Below are 14,526 nucleotides of genomic sequence, written 5' to 3'. Positions count from 1 at the left end.
GCCTGCCGCGACCTGGGGGAAAGGACACCTGATGACTCGTCTTCGCTCGCTGTTCGCCACGGCCGCCGTGGTGGCACTGCTCACCGGGGCGACCGCGGCGGGTACCGCCGCCGCGGCCGAGGACGCTGACGCGAGGGAGCCGGGCTGCGCCCATGTCGTCGCCTACGGCTACGGCTGGGCGGACATCTGGAACGAGTGCGGGTACACGATCTACGCGACCGTCGAGGTCGACGGGTTCGACCCGCCGTGCATCCAGATCGGTCCGGGCGCGACCGCGAGGATCGGTCTGGAGCCCGGCGACACTCCGTACTACGCCTACGAGTGCTGACCAAGGGCGTCCTCTGACCAAGGACCGTCCCTGACCGGGCGGGAGCGGGGCCAACGCCCTGCTCCCGCCCTTCGGCATGCCGGGCCGTCTCGACAAGGACGGATCGCCTCACGGCGACCCGACGCCGGCGAAGAGGTCACCGTCCCGGACGCGTAACAGGGAGCCGTGCCGCACGTAACACGCCCGAAGCACGCTGTACGACATGCCGAACTCCGCGACGCCCACGCACTGCCCGTACTGCGCCCTGCAGTGCGGAATGAACCTCACGCCCTTGCAGGGCGGGGGTGTCGCGGTGGTCGAGCGGCCGGACTTCCCGGTGAACAAGGGGGCGCTGTGCGGCAAGGGCCGTACGGCGCCCGCGGTGCTGGAATCGAGCGTCCGCCTGACCTCGCCGCTGGTGCGGTCGGGCGGCACGCTCGTGCCGGCCACCTGGGACGAGGCGCTGGACCGCGTCGCCGAGGGGCTCGCCCGCACGCGTACGGAACATGGCCCGGACGCGTGCGGGGTCTTCGGCGGCGGCGGCCTGACGAACGAGAAGGCGTACAGCCTCGGCAAGTTCGCGAGGATCGTGCTCGGCACCTCGCAGATCGACTACAACGGCCGTTTCTGCATGTCGTCGGCGGCCGCGGCCGGGATCAAGGCGTTCGGCCTGGACCGGGGGCTGCCGTTCCCGCTGGAGGACATCCCGCGGACGGGCTGCGTCATCCTCGTCGGCTCCAACCTCGCGGAGACGATGCCGCCGTCGCTCCGCTTCTTCAACGAGCTGCGCGAGAACGGCGGCACGCTCGTCGTCGTCGACCCGCGCCGTACGAAGACCGCCGAGCAGGCCGACCTGCACCTGGCACCCCGCCCCGGCACCGACCTGGCGCTGGCCCTCGGCCTGCTGCACCTGGTCGTCGCCGAAGGGCGGGTCGACGAGGAGTACGTCCAGGAGCGCACGGCCGGCTGGGAGGACGCGCGGGCCGCCGCGATGGCGCACTGGCCGGAGTACGTGGAGCGGATCACGGGGGTGTCCGTTCCTGAACTCCGGGAAGCCGTACGGCTGTTCTGTGAGCCGGAGCACGCGATGGTGCTCACCGCGCGCGGGCCCGAGCAGCAGTCCAAGGGCACGGACACGGTGGGCGCGTGGATCAACCTGTGCCTGGCGACGGGACGGGCGGGCCGTCCGCTGTCCGGGTACGGCTGTCTCACCGGGCAGGGCAACGGGCAGGGCGGGCGCGAGCACGGCCAGAAGGCCGACCAGCTGCCCGGCTACCGCAAGCTGGACGACCCTGCGGCGCGGCGGCATGTCGCCGAGGTGTGGGGCGTGGACCCGGACAGCCTGCCCGGGCCGGGGCGCAGTGCGTACGAGCTGCTGGACGCGCTCGGCTCGGACATCAAGTCGCTGCTGCTGATGGGCTCCAACCCGGTGGTGTCTGCACCGCGTGCCGCGCACATCGAGGAGCGGATCAAGTCCCTTGATTTCCTTGCGGTGTGTGACGTGGTGCTGTCGGAGACGGCCGCCCTCGCGGACGTCGTCCTGCCGGTCACGCAGTGGGCGGAGGAGACGGGTACGACCACCAACCTGGAGGGCCGGGTGCTGCTGCGCCGGAGGGCGATCGGCCCGCCGGAGGGCGTTCGCAGCGACCTGGAGGTCATGCACGAGCTCGCCGCGCGGCTGGGTGGCGGAAAGGGAACGGCCCTGGAGAAGGGCTTCCCGACCGACGCCGAGGAGGTGTTCGAGGAACTGCGGCGAGCGAGTGCGGGTGGGGCGGCCGACTACTCGGGGATCACGTATCGGAGGCTGGCGGAGGAGGACGGGGTGTTCTGGCCGTGTCCGGCGGTGAGCGCGACCGGCGAAGAGGGCAAGAGCGCCGCCGCGCACCCCGGCACGCCGCGCCTCTTCCTCGACCGGTTCGCCACGCCGGACGGACGGGCGAGGTTCGTCCCCGTGTCGCACCGGGCGGCCGCCGAGGAACCCGACGACGAGTACCCGGTCCTCCTCACGACCGGCCGGGTCGTGGCGCAGTACCAGTCCGGCGCCCAGACCCGCCGCGTCGCCGAACTGAACGCCGCCGCGCCGGGCCCCTTCGTGGAACTGCACCCCCGCCTTGCGGCACGGCTCGGGGCGGCCGAGGGCGACCCGGTGGCCGTGATCTCACGCCGGGGCCGTGCGGTGGCCCCGGCCCGCATCACGACCGGCATCCGCCCCGACACCGTCTTCATGCCCTTCCACTGGCCGGGCGAGGGCCGCGCCAACACCCTGACCAACCCGGCACTCGACCCGACATCACGCATGCCGGAGTTCAAGGCGTGCGCGGTGCGGGTGGAGGCGGTGAAGTCCTAGGCGGGCGGGGGTTGTTGGGTAGGGGGGCTGCTCCACTCGGCTAGGTGGGCACTCGGGCGACGACGACACGGCCACTTACGACCGGACTCAGCCAGCCCGCCGTGTCGTCCAGTCGCCGGTCTCGATGAGTCTGCCTCGGGCGCGCAGGCGGGCTGCGACCGGGGGCGCCGCGACATATACCCAGGCCTGTACGGCCGTTCCGTCGGTGTCGCGGAGTACCTCGCGGGCGACGCGTTCGTAGAGGCTGTGCGGGTCGTTCGGGGCGTACTCCTCCAGGTGGTCCAGGGCGGCGAGGAGCGCGGGGTAGTCCTCTGGCCGGGCCGTGACGAGATCGCCGTACACCGTGCCGCTGCCGCCCAGGGCCTCGACGGCGTACGGGTAGCCGGGGCCGTCGTACAGCACCGCCCCGGCCAGTCGCGCCGGTTCCTCCGTGCGGGTGCGGCCGCGAAGGAAGGCGTCGTGGTTGGGCTCGCCGGGGCGGAGGGTGCCGTAGACGAAGAAGGGCAGGGGCGGCGGGGTCACTTCGGGCCGTCTCCTCGGCGCGGGCGCGGGCGCCGACAGGGCGCAGGGCTGGGGCTGGGCGGGTGGCCGGGGGCCTGGGCGGCCGGCCGAGGCGCAGCGTACCGGCCGGGGGCGTGCGCTCGGGGTACCGGCCTCGGCGGCACGGGTGCGCACACCAGGATCACCGCCTTCGCAGAAACGGTCCTCTCCCCTCACACACCTGCACGTACTCACCCTGTCCACGGCATGCGCACGGCCCCTTGAATCTTGGTCATCTTCTGTGCTCCCGCCCGCTTGAAGGAGACCGATGAGCCGAATACGGCCGCACCTGAGTGGTTCCCGACTCGCCACGGCCGGCATCGCCGCCACCACCGCCACCCTGCTGGCCACCACGCTCTCCCCCAACGCCGGTGCGGACGACAGTCCGACCAGGGCCACCGCGCTGAAGAACGCGGCGTCGGCCCTGAAGGACCGCGCGGGGAGCCTGGGGCTGACGGCCGCCACGGACACCGCCGTGCGGGACGTGATCGTGGACGCGGACGGCACCCAGCACGTCCGCTACGACCGCACCTACCGCCAACTCCCGGTACTCGGCGGCGACTTCGTCGTCCACCTGGCGAAGGACGGTACGTACCGCAGCGCCTCCCGCGCGACGAAGGACACGCTGTCCCTGTCGAGCGTGACGCCCAAGGTCTCGGCGCCCAAGGCGGCCGACCTGGCGGCGACGGTGCTGCGTGCGGCCAACGTCGGCGAGACGCTGAAGAGGCTCACGTCCAAGCCCGAGCTGGTGGTCGACGCTCTGCACGGCGCCCCGAAGCTGGCCTGGCGGACCGATGCCGTCGCCCAGGACTCCGCCGGTAACCCGGTCGCCCGCACGGTGCTGACGGACGCCCGCACCGGAGCGAAGATCGACGCGTGGGACAGCATCGAGCAGGCGGCGGGCGACGGGAAGTCGCTGTACGCGGGCACGGTGCCGCTGGAGACGACGGCGTCGGGGTCGACGTACCAGCTGAAGGACGCCACGCGCGGAGGCACGTACACCGGCGACGCGGCGAACAAGACCGACCTGTGCATCCTGACCATCTGCCTCAGCCGTGCCCCGTCGACCGTCTTCACGGACGCCGACAACCGCTGGGGCACCGGTGCGGCGAGCGACCGTGCGACGGCCGCGGTGGACGCTCAGTACGGCACGGACGTGACGTGGGACTACTACAAGGACGTCCACGGCCGTAACGGCATCGCGGGTGACGGCAAGGGCTCGTTCAACCGCGTGCACTACGGGAACGACTACAACAACGCCTTCTGGGACGACACCTGCTTCTGCATGACGTACGGCGACGGTGACGGCACCCAGCTCGGGCCGCTGGTGTCGCTGGACGTGGCCGGCCACGAGATGACGCACGGCGTGACGTCCAAGACGGCCGCGCTGACGTACTCGGGCGAGTCCGGTGGCCTGAACGAGGCGACGTCGGACATCTTCGGGTCGCTCGTGGAGTTCCACGCGGGCAATTCCTCGGATCCGGGCGACTATCTGATCGGTGAGAAGGTCGTCCGGTCGGGGCTCGGCCGGAGCGCCCTGCGGTACATGGACAAGCCGTCGAAGGACAGCGTCTCGGTCGACTGCTGGAGCACCGGGACGGCGGACCTCGACGTCCACTACTCGTCGGGAATCGGCAACCACTTCGCGTATCTGCTGGCCGAGGGCAGCGGGGCGAAGACGGTGAACGGCGTCAGCTACAACTCCCCCACCTGTGACGGCTCTTCGGTGACGGGGATCGGCCGGGGGAAGCTCGGCAAGATCTGGTACCGGGCGCTGACGGTCTACATGACGTCCTCGACGAACTACGCGGGGGCGCGGTCTGCGACGCTCAGTGCGGCGAAGGACCTCTACGGGGCCGGGAGTGCGGAGTACTCCGCGGTCGGGGCTGCCTGGAAGGCCGTGAACGTAGGCTGAGTTGTCGGATTCGGCAGCGGGGTCGGATACGCTCCGCTGCCGTCCGGCCCTCCTCCCCCGCCGTTACGGAGTCACATCGACTTCGGCTGGGGTGGGCACGCGCTTCGGGCTGACGGCGGAGCACTACTACGGCGAGGTCTGCGGGAACGGCACGAAGCCGGTGCTCGCGGCGGTGGGGCGCCGTGCGGTGAGCGAGGTGCTGGCGGCGTGGGCTTCGGGGGACGCGTCCGGCTGAACCGGCCGACACCGAGTCACCCGTTCACACCCGTACCCCCCACCCAACCCATTCTCTTCCCCCGACCCACCCGCACCCGGCGGTGACCTGCTGAAACAGGCCCACACCGCGCTCTCCTCCCACCCGCTCGACACCCATTCACCCCACTTCCGGCGCTTTCTCGGGAAGCGCTCGCGGCGCGGTGGCCCTTTGCTCGGAAGGGCAGGGCTCGGCCGAGGCGGCGGCACTTGGGGGTGCCGCGGGTCGTGAGTCCGTGTGCTCGGAGGAGCTTCGATGCGACGTACCGCCCGTCTGCTGACCGGGACCGCACTGGCCGTCGGCGCCGTCGGTCTCGTCGTCACACCCGCGTACGGCGGCGACGCAGGTGAGCTGAAGGTCTCCCCGGCCTCGGTCGTACCGGGCGGGCAGGTCACCGTGGCCACGGCCGCCTGCCGGGACGGCGGGGCGGCGGGCGACGCCAGCGCGGTCGGCGCCGGTTCCTTCTCGCTGGCGCCGAGCACGGACGAGGAGGACGCGAACGGGGAGTTCCGGGTGCCGCCGAGCGCGCAGCCGGGGACGTACGAGATCGTCGCGACCTGCGCCGACGGCGGCCGGAAGGTCACGGGCGACCTGGTCGTCACGCTGACGGCCGCGCACGGGCAGGTGCATCCGAAAGGAAGTGTGAAGACGGGGGTCGGCGGCGCTTTCGGCCGCGATCCCGTGCAGACCGTGGCCGGCGTGACGGCTCTCGCCGTCGCCGCCGCGGGCGGTACCTGGCTCCTGCATCGCCAGGCGAGAGGCGACGGGATCTGACGGACACCCTCCGCTGTCCGTCGCCGGTACCGCACGTCCCCTCCCCCTCCGGGTCCGACGCCCCTCGCGGCCCGGAGGGGGACGAGGGCGAACAGAGGAGAGTCCCGGGAGGCTCACGTGCGCAATCGCAGTCGTCGCAGTCGCAGGAGCGTCGGCAACGCCGCCATAGCCGCGGTCACCGCCCTCGCCCTGGGCTCCGGCGCCTGGCTCCTGCGCAACGGCACCGAGACGCACGCCCCGCCGCAGCCGTCGGCCGCGCAGGCCAGGGAGAGCGCAGGGGCCAGGAAGGGTGCCGACGGCAGAACCCATGCCGGGACCCGCGAGACCGCCGCCGCCGACGAGGCCCCTGAGGCCGGGCAGAGCGCCGCCCCCGCACTTCCCCCCTCCCCTCCCGACCACATCCGCATCCCCTCGATCCGCGTCTCCGCGCCCCTCATGGGCCTGGGTCTGACGCGGACGGGCAGCCTCGATGTGCCGCCCGCCGAGCGGAAGAACCTCGCCGGGTGGTACGAGGCCGGCACCACGCCCGGTGAGACCGGCACCGCGATCGTCGCCGGCCACGTCGACAACGCCGAAGGGCCCGCCGTCTTCTACCGCCTCGGCGCCCTGAAGAAGGGCAGCACGATCGAGGTGGACCGGCGCGACGGCGGCACGGCGCTCTTCTCGGTGGACGCCGTCGAGGTGTACGACGCCGAGGACTTCCCCGACGAGAAGGTGTACGGCCCGGCACCGCGCCCCGAGCTGCGGGTGATCACCTGCGGTGGCGGTTACTCACGGACGACCGGGTATCAGGGCAACGTCGTCGTGTTCGCGCATCTCACCGGCAGCCGCTGAATCCGGCGTCGCGGACCCGTGCGCCTCGTCGGCCGTCTCTCCGGCCGGCTCCCCGCCCGGCTCCCCGGCGCCGCCCAGGATGTTCACCCGGCCCCAGACCCCGAGCGGGCCCAGCGCCTCGTTGAGCGAGACCCCGAGCGGCGTCAGCGAGTACTCCACTCGTGGCGGGACCTCGTCGTACGCCTCCCGGTGCACGATCCCGTCCGCCTCCAGCTCCCTCAGCTGGGCCGCGAGCACCTTCTCCGTCACGCCGGGCAGCTCGCGCCGCAGCTCCCCGAAGCGGTACGGCCGCACATGCAGCGCCCAGAGGATGAGCACCTTCCACTTGCCGCCGACCACGTCCATCGCCGCGTCGATCCCGCAGACGTACGCCCCCGGCCGCCTTCCGATCCCCATGCTGCCGTCCTCCTGCCTGGACTCATTCCCCGTGGTAACCACCCACTCCAAAGTGCGTACTTGAGCAGGCGGTTCCCCTACCACGAGCCTAATCGTCATGACTGACAACGCCCCTGCGCCCGGCACGACCCCAGACCCCACCCCCACTCCCACCCCCACCCCGCTCACCCTCCTCGGCACCGGTGCCATGGGCACCGCCCTGGCCCGCACCTGGCTCGCCGCCGGGCATCCGCTCACCGTCTGGAACCGCACGCCCGCCCGCGCCGAACCCCTGGCCGCCGAGGGTGCGACCGTCGCCGCGAGCGCGGCCGACGCGGTGGCCGCGAACCGGCTGGTCGTCGTCTGCCTCCTCGACGACGCCTCGGTCGGCGAAGCCCTCGAAGGCGTCGACCTGTCGGGGCGTGACCTGGTGAACCTCACCACCGGCACCCCCGCCCAGGGCCGCTCCCGCGCCGCCTGGGCCGAAGCGCGCGGCGCCCGTTTCCTGGACGCCGGGATCATGGCCGTACCGCCGATGATCGGGCACGCGGAGTCGGGGGCGTACGTCTTCTACAGCGGCTCGCCCGAGTTGTTCGAGGAGCACGGCGAGACCCTCGCGGTTCCGGCCGGCACCCGTTACGTCGGCTCGGACCCCGGCTTCGCCGCGCTGCACGACGTCGCGCTGCTGAGCGCGATGGACGGCATGTTCGCGGGCGTGCTGCACGCCTTCGCGCTGATCCGCCGGGAGGACATCGCCCCGACGGACTTCGCGCCGCTGCTGGTGTCGTGGCTCGGCGCGATGGCGCCCGCCGTGCACACGGCCGCCGAGCAACTGGAGAGCGGCGACTACGGCAAGGACGTCGTGTCCAACCTCGCCATGCAGGTCGCGGGCAACGCCACCCTGCTGGCCACGGCCGAGGAGCAGGGCGTGAGCGCCGAGCTGCTGACGCCGTACACGACCCTCATGGAGCGGTGGCTCGCCGCGGGACACGGCGACGAGGACACCACCGGCATGGTCGAACTGCTCGACCTCAGGCAGTAACCCTCGGCCAGGCCAACCACTGCTCGTACGCCAGCTTCGCCACCAGCGCGAACACCACCGTCAGCAGCACCACCCGCACGAATCCGCTGCCCTTCTTCAGTGCCGTACGGGCCCCGAGCGTGCCGCCCGCCAGGTTGAACACGGCCATCACCGCGGCCAGCTGCCACAGGACCGTGCCCTGCCAGGCGAAGGTGGCGAGCGCACCGGCGTTGGTGCAGCAGTTGACGATCTTCGCGGTGGCGGAGGCGGTGACGAGGTCGAGGTGGAGCATGGCGGTGAGGGAGAGGACCAGGAACGTACCGGTGCCGGGGCCGATCAGCCCGTCGTAGAAGCCGATGCCCAGGCCGGCCAGGCCGATCGCGGCGAGGACCCGGCGGCGGGAGGCCGGTCCCGTCGCCGGCGCGGTGCCGAACGCGGGGCGCAGGATCACGAAGGCGGCCACGGCGAGCAGCACCACCATGATCACGGGCTTCAGCACCTCGGTGCTCATGCCGGCCGCGAAGAAGGCGCCGCCGGAGGAGCCCACGAGTGCCGCGAGACCGATGCGTACGGCGAGCCGTACGTCCACGGGTGCCTTGCGGGCGTACGTCACCGCGGCGCCCGAGGTGCCGACGATCGCGACCGCCTTGTTGGTGCCGAGCGCGTACGCGGCCGGGGTGCTCGCCGGGAGGCCGAGCAGCAGCGCCGGGAGCAGCAGGAGGCCTCCGCCGCCGACCACGGCGTCGATCCAGCCGGCCGCGAGGGCCGCGAGGCACAGGACGACGACCATGGTCAGCGATATGTCGGGCATGATCGCGACCCTAGGCAGACGATGCGTGTGCCGTCCATGTACATGAGGAGCATCTGAGGTTCGGGCAGCGGCACCGGAGTGACCTCACAGCCCGCCCACCTCACAGCCCGCCCCCTTCGTGCTCTCCGAACCCTCACACCGTCCCCGCGCCCCCGCTGAGGGCAGCGTTCCTCGTGGGAAACAGACGTGATGCGGTCGGGAAACACCCGCACCGCACGCTCGACGCCATGACCTCGAATACGCGTGTGGTGGTGATCGGCGCCGGCCTCGCGGGCGTACGGCTCGCCCGGCGGCTCGGCGAGCTCGGCACGCCCGTGACGCTCGTCGGCGACGAGGAGCACCGCCCGTACAACCGGGTGCTGCTCGCGGAGGTGCTGGCCGGCCGGTACAGCCCCGACGTGATCGCCCTCCCGGTGCCGGCGGAGCTGACGCGTGGCCGGGTCACCGGCATCGACCGCGAGGTGCGAGCCGTACACCTCGCGGACGGGTCGGAGATCGCATACGACACGCTGGTCCTGGCCACCGGTTCGAACCCGGTGCTGCCGCCCCTGCGCGGTCTGTTCACGCCCGACCATGTGCTGCCCGAGGGTGTGCACGCGTTCCGGACCATGGACGACTGCCTGGGCCTGTCCAAGGCCGTACGGCCCGGCGTGCGGGCGGTCGTGATCGGCGGTGGGCTCCTCGGGGTCTCCGCGGCCCGTGCCCTCGCGCTGCGCGGCGCGCAGGTCGTGCTCGCCCAGCAGTCCGAGCGGCTGATGGAGCGGCAGCTCGACCCGGCCGCCTCGAAGCTGGTCCGGCGCCATCTCGTCGACCTCGGCGTGGAGGTGCACACCGACCTGCGCGTGCGTGACGTGCGCTGCGTCGGCGGCGCGGTCCGCTCGGTGGAGATGGCCGACGGATACGCCCTCGACGCCGACCTCGTGGTCCTCGCCTGCGGAGTCCACCCGCGCGTGGGCCTCGCGCAGATCGCGGGGCTGGACGTCCGCAAGGGGATCGTCGTCGACGACGAGCTCCGTACGTCCGACCCGCACATCCGGGCCGTCGGCGACTGCGCGCAGCACGACGGGACGGTGTACGGGCTGGCCGCACCCGCACTCGAACAAGCCGACGTACTGGCCGAGTTGCTGGCCGGGAACGGCACCGCCCGTTACACGGGCACCCGGGCGCTCACCCGGCTGACGCTGGCCGGTGAGGGCTTCTTCGACCTCGCCGCGTTCGGCGAGACGGAGGCCCGGCCCGGCGACGACGTCGTGCAACTGACCGACGCCACCCGCGGCACTTATCGCAAGGTCGTCGTCCGCGACGACCGCCTGGTCGGCGGGGTTCTCGTCGGCGAACTCGGCACCGTCGGCGCGCTCGCCCGCGCCTGGGAGGGAGCAGAGCCGCTCCCCGACGACGCCCCGCTGCTCCACCTGCTCACCAACGATGGAGGCTCCTGATGACCGCCACCCCGGAGGCCACGGAGGCCGCCCCCACGATCGTGCTCGTCGGCCACGGCATGGTCGGCCAGCGCTTCCTGGAGGCGCTCGCCGAGCGCGGCCTGACCGCCACACACCGCGTGGTGGTGCTGTGCGAGGAGCCGCGTCCGGCGTACGACCGCGTGGCGCTCACCTCTTACTTCTCGGGCAAGACGCCCGAGGACCTCTCCATGACCGACATGGAGTTCATCAAGGACCACGGCATCGAGCTGTACGTCGGTGACCCGGCCGTCTCCGTCGACCGCGAGGCCCGGCAGGTCACCGCCGAGTCCGGCCAGGTCTTCGCGTACGACGCCCTCGTCCTCGCCACCGGCTCGTACCCGTTCGTGCCGCCGGTCCCGAACAAGGACGCCGCCGGCTGTTTCGTCTACCGCACGATCGAGGATCTGCTCGCGATCGAGGAGTACGCGAAGACGAAGGCCACGACCGGTGCCGTCGTCGGCGGCGGTCTGCTGGGCCTGGAGGCCGCCGGCGCGCTCAAGGGACTCGGTGTCGAGGCGCACATCGTGGAGTTCGCGCCGCGGCTGATGCCGGTGCAGGTCGACGACGGCGGCGGCGCGGCGCTGCTGCGCACCATCGAGAACATGGGCCTGACCGTCCACACCGGCGTCGGCACGCAGGAGATCGTCGTCGACGCGGACGGCGCCGTCACCGGCATGAAGCTGTCCGACGGCTCCGAACTCGCCGCCGACATGGTGGTGTTCAGCGCCGGTGTCCGCCCCCGGGACCAGCTGGCCCGCGACTGCGGCCTCACCGTCGGCGAGCGCGGCGGCATCACGGTCGACGAGCAGTGCCGTACGGTCGCCGACCCGCACGTGTTCGCGATCGGCGAGTGCGCGCTGGCGTCGGACGGCCGGGTGTACGGCCTGGTGGCCCCCGGCTATGAGCAGGCGGAGACCGCGGCGGCGACGATCGCGTCCGACGAAGCCGCGTTCATCGGCGCCGACTTGTCGACGAAGCTGAAGCTGCTCGGCGTGGACGTCGCCTCCTTCGGTGACGCGCACGGCACCGCCGAGGACTGCCTGGACGTCGTGTACTCCGACTCCCGCGCGGGCCTCTACAAGAAGCTGGTCATCGGCCGCGACGGCACGCTGCTCGGCGGCATCCTGGTCGGTGACGCGGACGCGTACGGCACGCTGAAGGCGTTCACCGGCTCGGTGCCGCCGGTCTCGCCCGAGTCGCTCGTCCTGCCCGCCGGCGCCGGCGGCCCCGCCCAGCTGGGCCCGTCCGCGCTGCCGGACGAGGCGGTGGTGTGCTCCTGCCACAACGTCACCAAGGGCACGATCCGCGGTGCGGTGACGGAGCACTCCTGCACGACCGTGCCCGAGGTGAAGAAGTGCACCAAGGCCGGTACGGGCTGCGGCTCCTGTGTGAAGGTCCTCGGCCAGCTGGTCACCGCCGAGCTGGAGGCGTCCGGCGTCGAGGTCGACAAGGGCCTGTGCGGCTGCTTCTCGCAGACCCGCGAGGAGCTGTACGAGATCGTCCTGGCCCTGCGTATCAACACCTACCAGGACCTGCTGGACCGCTACGGCCGCGACGGCGCCCGGGGCGGTGACGGCTGCGAGATCTGCAAGCCGGCGGTGGGGTCGGTCATCGCGTCGCTGGCGCCCACGATCGGCGCGAGCGGCTATGTCCTGGACGGCGAGCAGGCGGCTCTGCAGGACAGCAACGACCACTTCCTCGCCAACATCCAGAAGAACGGCTCGTACTCGGTCGTTCCGCGTATCGCCGGTGGTGAGATCACCCCGGAGGGGCTGATCGTGATCGGCGAGATCGCCCGCGACTTCGGTCTCTACACGAAGATCACCGGCGGCCAGCGCATCGACATGTTCGGGGCCCGGGTGGAACAACTCCCGCTCATCTGGGCCCGGTTGGTGGACGCCGGCTTCGAGTCCGGCCACGCCTACGGCAAGTCGCTGCGCACGGTGAAGTCGTGCGTCGGGCAGACCTGGTGCCGCTACGGCGTCCAGGACTCCGTCCGGATGGCGATCGACCTGGAGCTGCGCTACCGGGGCCTGCGCTCGCCGCACAAGCTGAAGTCGGCGGTCTCGGGCTGCCAGCGCGAGTGCGCGGAGGCCCAGTCGAAGGACTTCGGCGTGATCGCCACCGCCAACGGCTGGAACCTCTACGTCGGCGGCAACGGCGGCGCGACCCCGCGCCACGCGGACCTCCTCGCCCAGGACCTGTCGGACGCGGAGCTGATCCGCCTGATCGACCGCTTCCTGATGTTCTACATCCGCACCGCGGACCGCCTGGAGCGCACGAGCGTGTGGCTGGAGCGAATCCCCGGCGGCCTGGACCACGTGCGTGACGTGGTCGTCGAGGACTCCCTCGGCATCTGCGAGGAGCTGGAGTCCCTGATGGCGGCCCATGTCGCGAACTACCGCGACGAATGGTCGGAGACCATCAACGACCCCGAGAAGCTGGCCCGGTTCGTGTCCTTCGTGAACGCCCCCGACACCCCCGACCCGGTCGTCGGCTTCGTCCCGGAGCGCGACCAGATCAAGCCCGACCTGCCGCTGCTGACCATCGGCCACCGCCCCCTGGAAGGAAGCGCCCAGCGATGACCCTGGCACCCGAGACGACCGACCTGAAGGTCCAAGTACGCCTGGACGCGGACTGGTTGACGGTCTGCGACCTCACCCATCTGCTCCCCGGCCGCGGCGTCGCGGCCCTGCTGCCGGACGGCGGCCAGGTGGCCCTGTTCCGCGACCGCGCCGGCCGGCTGTACGCCATCGACAACCGCGACCCGTTCGGCGGCGCGGCAGTCCTCTCCCGCGGCCTGACCGGCACCCACCAGGGCCGCCCGTTCGTGGCGTCGCCCCTGCTGAAGCAGCGCTTCGACCTGGAGACCGGGCAGTGCCTGGACGACGAGGCGGTGCGGGTGACCGCGTACGAGGTGCGGGCCGCGTAGCGGCCCCCGTGGACGGTGGCCTCGCGCTCACACCTTCAGGTCGTCGTACGCCACCCCGGTCAACCGTTCCGAAGCCTCCCAAAGCCGTTCGCCCGCCCGGTCGTTGAGGGTCCATGGTGCCCGCCAGGACCGGGCGGGTGAGCCGCGCCAGCCGGCGAGGGACGGGCCGGTGAAGGAGTCGGGGCGGACGTCGGGGGCGGTGGCGGCGTACAGGGTGGGCAGAGCGCCCGCCTCGGCGGGCTGGGCGAAGACGCGGTTGCCGAGGCGGGCGAACCACTCGCTCCCCCGGCGCCCCGCCATGCGCGGCCCCGCCGTCTGGAGGTTGGTGTCCGCATACCCGGGATGAGCGGCCGCTGCCACCACGTCCGCTCCCTGCCCGGCCAGCCTGCGTGCGAGCTCGTGCGTGAAGAGCAGGTTGGCGGTCTTGGACCGGGCGTAGGCGGTCCAACGCCGGTACCGGTGCTCGCTGTTGAGGTCGTCGATGTCGATGTTGGACATCGCGTGCAGCGGGCTGGAGACGGTCACCACCCGCGCGCCCGGCGCACCGAGCAGCGCGGGCAGCAACAGCCCGGTGAGCGCGAAGTGCCCCAGGTGGTTGACCCCGAACTGCGTCTCGAAGCCGTCCACGGTGGTGCCGTACGGCAAGGCCATCACGCCGGCGTTGTTCACGAGCAGGTCCAGGCGGTCGTACGGGAATTCCGCGCAGAACTCCCGTACGGAGCCGAGGTCCGCGAGATCGAGCCTTCTCAACTCGACTTCCGCGCCGGGTACTTCGGTGGCGATCCGCTCCCCGGCCGCCGCGCCCCGCACCTCGCTCCGGCACGCGAGCACCACCCGCGCCCCCTTCCGCGCCAGCTCGCGCGCGGTGACGTACCCGAGACCGCTGTTGGCCCCGGTGACGACGGCGACGCGGCCGCTTCGGTCGGGGATGTGCTGTGCGTTCCAGCCGGGCATGAG

General features: G+C 72.1%; 14 protein-coding genes. 10 read left to right on the top strand and 4 right to left on the bottom strand.

Features of this window, described 5'->3' with window-relative positions; genetic code table 11:
• Nucleotides 1–31: 31 nt before the first annotated feature.
• On the top strand, nucleotides 32–328 hold the full coding sequence (locus OHT51_RS28930; RefSeq protein ID WP_328881843.1) for a hypothetical protein: 297 nt from the start codon (nucleotides 32–34) through the stop codon (nucleotides 326–328).
• A 202-nt stretch (nucleotides 329–530) separates the two neighbouring features.
• Nucleotides 531–2,654, top strand: a complete 2,124-nt coding sequence (locus OHT51_RS28925; RefSeq protein ID WP_328881842.1) for a molybdopterin oxidoreductase family protein — start codon at nucleotides 531–533, stop codon at nucleotides 2,652–2,654.
• Nucleotides 2,655–2,741: 87 nt separating this feature from the next.
• On the opposite strand, the gene OHT51_RS28920 is transcribed toward OHT51_RS28925, so the two are convergent.
• Nucleotides 2,742–3,176 (bottom strand): gamma-glutamylcyclotransferase family protein, encoded by a 435-nt coding sequence (locus tag OHT51_RS28920; protein ID WP_328881841.1) that lies wholly within the window; start codon nucleotides 3,174–3,176, stop codon nucleotides 2,742–2,744.
• A 286-nt stretch (nucleotides 3,177–3,462) separates the two neighbouring features.
• On the opposite strand from OHT51_RS28920, the gene OHT51_RS28915 reads away from it, so the two are divergent.
• The 4 genes from OHT51_RS28915 (at nucleotide 3,463) to OHT51_RS28900 (ending at nucleotide 6,970) form a co-directional block, all read left to right on the top strand.
• Complete coding sequence (locus OHT51_RS28915) at nucleotides 3,463–5,109, top strand: M4 family metallopeptidase (protein ID WP_328881840.1); 1,647 nt, start codon at nucleotides 3,463–3,465, stop codon at nucleotides 5,107–5,109.
• A 91-nt stretch (nucleotides 5,110–5,200) separates the two neighbouring features.
• Nucleotides 5,201–5,344, top strand: a complete 144-nt coding sequence (locus OHT51_RS28910) for a hypothetical protein (RefSeq protein ID WP_328881839.1) — start codon at nucleotides 5,201–5,203, stop codon at nucleotides 5,342–5,344.
• A gap of 273 nt (nucleotides 5,345–5,617) precedes the next feature.
• Nucleotides 5,618–6,136 carry a hypothetical protein gene (locus OHT51_RS28905; protein WP_328881838.1) on the top strand — a complete coding sequence of 173 codons (519 nt, stop codon included), beginning with the start codon at nucleotides 5,618–5,620 and terminating at the stop codon, nucleotides 6,134–6,136.
• Nucleotides 6,137–6,253: 117 nt separating this feature from the next.
• Nucleotides 6,254–6,970 carry a class F sortase gene (locus tag OHT51_RS28900; protein ID WP_328881837.1) on the top strand — a complete coding sequence of 239 codons (717 nt, stop codon included), beginning with the start codon at nucleotides 6,254–6,256 and terminating at the stop codon, nucleotides 6,968–6,970.
• Here the strand turns inward: OHT51_RS28900 and OHT51_RS28895 are convergent.
• Nucleotides 6,908–7,366, bottom strand: a complete 459-nt coding sequence (locus OHT51_RS28895) for a winged helix-turn-helix transcriptional regulator (RefSeq protein WP_328881836.1) — start codon at nucleotides 7,364–7,366, stop codon at nucleotides 6,908–6,910. The two genes, OHT51_RS28900 and OHT51_RS28895, sit on opposite strands and share 63 nt — an antisense overlap.
• Before the next feature lie 97 nt (nucleotides 7,367–7,463).
• On the opposite strand from OHT51_RS28895, the gene OHT51_RS28890 reads away from it, so the two are divergent.
• Nucleotides 7,464–8,387, top strand: coding sequence for an NAD(P)-dependent oxidoreductase (locus OHT51_RS28890; protein WP_443052590.1), 924 nt, complete (start codon nucleotides 7,464–7,466; stop codon nucleotides 8,385–8,387).
• Here the strand turns inward: OHT51_RS28890 and OHT51_RS28885 are convergent.
• Nucleotides 8,377–9,177 (bottom strand): sulfite exporter TauE/SafE family protein, encoded by an 801-nt coding sequence (locus tag OHT51_RS28885; RefSeq protein WP_328881835.1) that lies wholly within the window; start codon nucleotides 9,175–9,177, stop codon nucleotides 8,377–8,379. The two genes, OHT51_RS28890 and OHT51_RS28885, sit on opposite strands and share 11 nt — an antisense overlap.
• Nucleotides 9,178–9,404: 227 nt before the next feature.
• Here OHT51_RS28885 and OHT51_RS28880 point away from each other — a divergent pair, with 227 nt between their 5' ends.
• From OHT51_RS28880 to nirD, 3 genes are read left to right on the top strand one after another with little or no spacing between them, the layout of a single operon-like run.
• A complete protein-coding gene (locus tag OHT51_RS28880; RefSeq protein ID WP_328881834.1) occupies nucleotides 9,405–10,616 on the top strand; it encodes an NAD(P)/FAD-dependent oxidoreductase in 1,212 nt (403 codons plus the stop codon).
• Nucleotides 10,616–13,222, top strand: a complete 2,607-nt coding sequence (nirB, locus tag OHT51_RS28875) for a nitrite reductase large subunit NirB (protein ID WP_328881833.1) — start codon at nucleotides 10,616–10,618, stop codon at nucleotides 13,220–13,222. Before OHT51_RS28880 ends, nirB begins: the two co-directional genes overlap by 1 nt.
• On the top strand, nucleotides 13,219–13,569 hold the full coding sequence (gene nirD, locus OHT51_RS28870; protein WP_328881832.1) for a nitrite reductase small subunit NirD: 351 nt from the start codon (nucleotides 13,219–13,221) through the stop codon (nucleotides 13,567–13,569). The genes nirB and nirD overlap by 4 nt, the downstream gene beginning before the upstream one ends.
• Before the next feature lie 27 nt (nucleotides 13,570–13,596).
• Here the strand turns inward: nirD and OHT51_RS28865 are convergent, their stop codons facing one another.
• Nucleotides 13,597–14,523: an oxidoreductase gene (locus tag OHT51_RS28865; protein WP_328881831.1), complete on the bottom strand. Its 927-nt coding sequence runs from the start codon at nucleotides 14,521–14,523 to the stop codon at nucleotides 13,597–13,599.
• Nucleotides 14,524–14,526 lie beyond the last annotated feature (3 nt).

Source organism: Streptomyces sp. NBC_00299 (assembly GCF_036173045.1).
GTDB lineage: Bacteria > Actinomycetota > Actinomycetes > Streptomycetales > Streptomycetaceae > Streptomyces > Streptomyces machairae.
The sequence above is the reverse complement of the archived record's forward strand: the minus strand, read 5'-3'. Positions and strand labels throughout refer to the sequence as shown.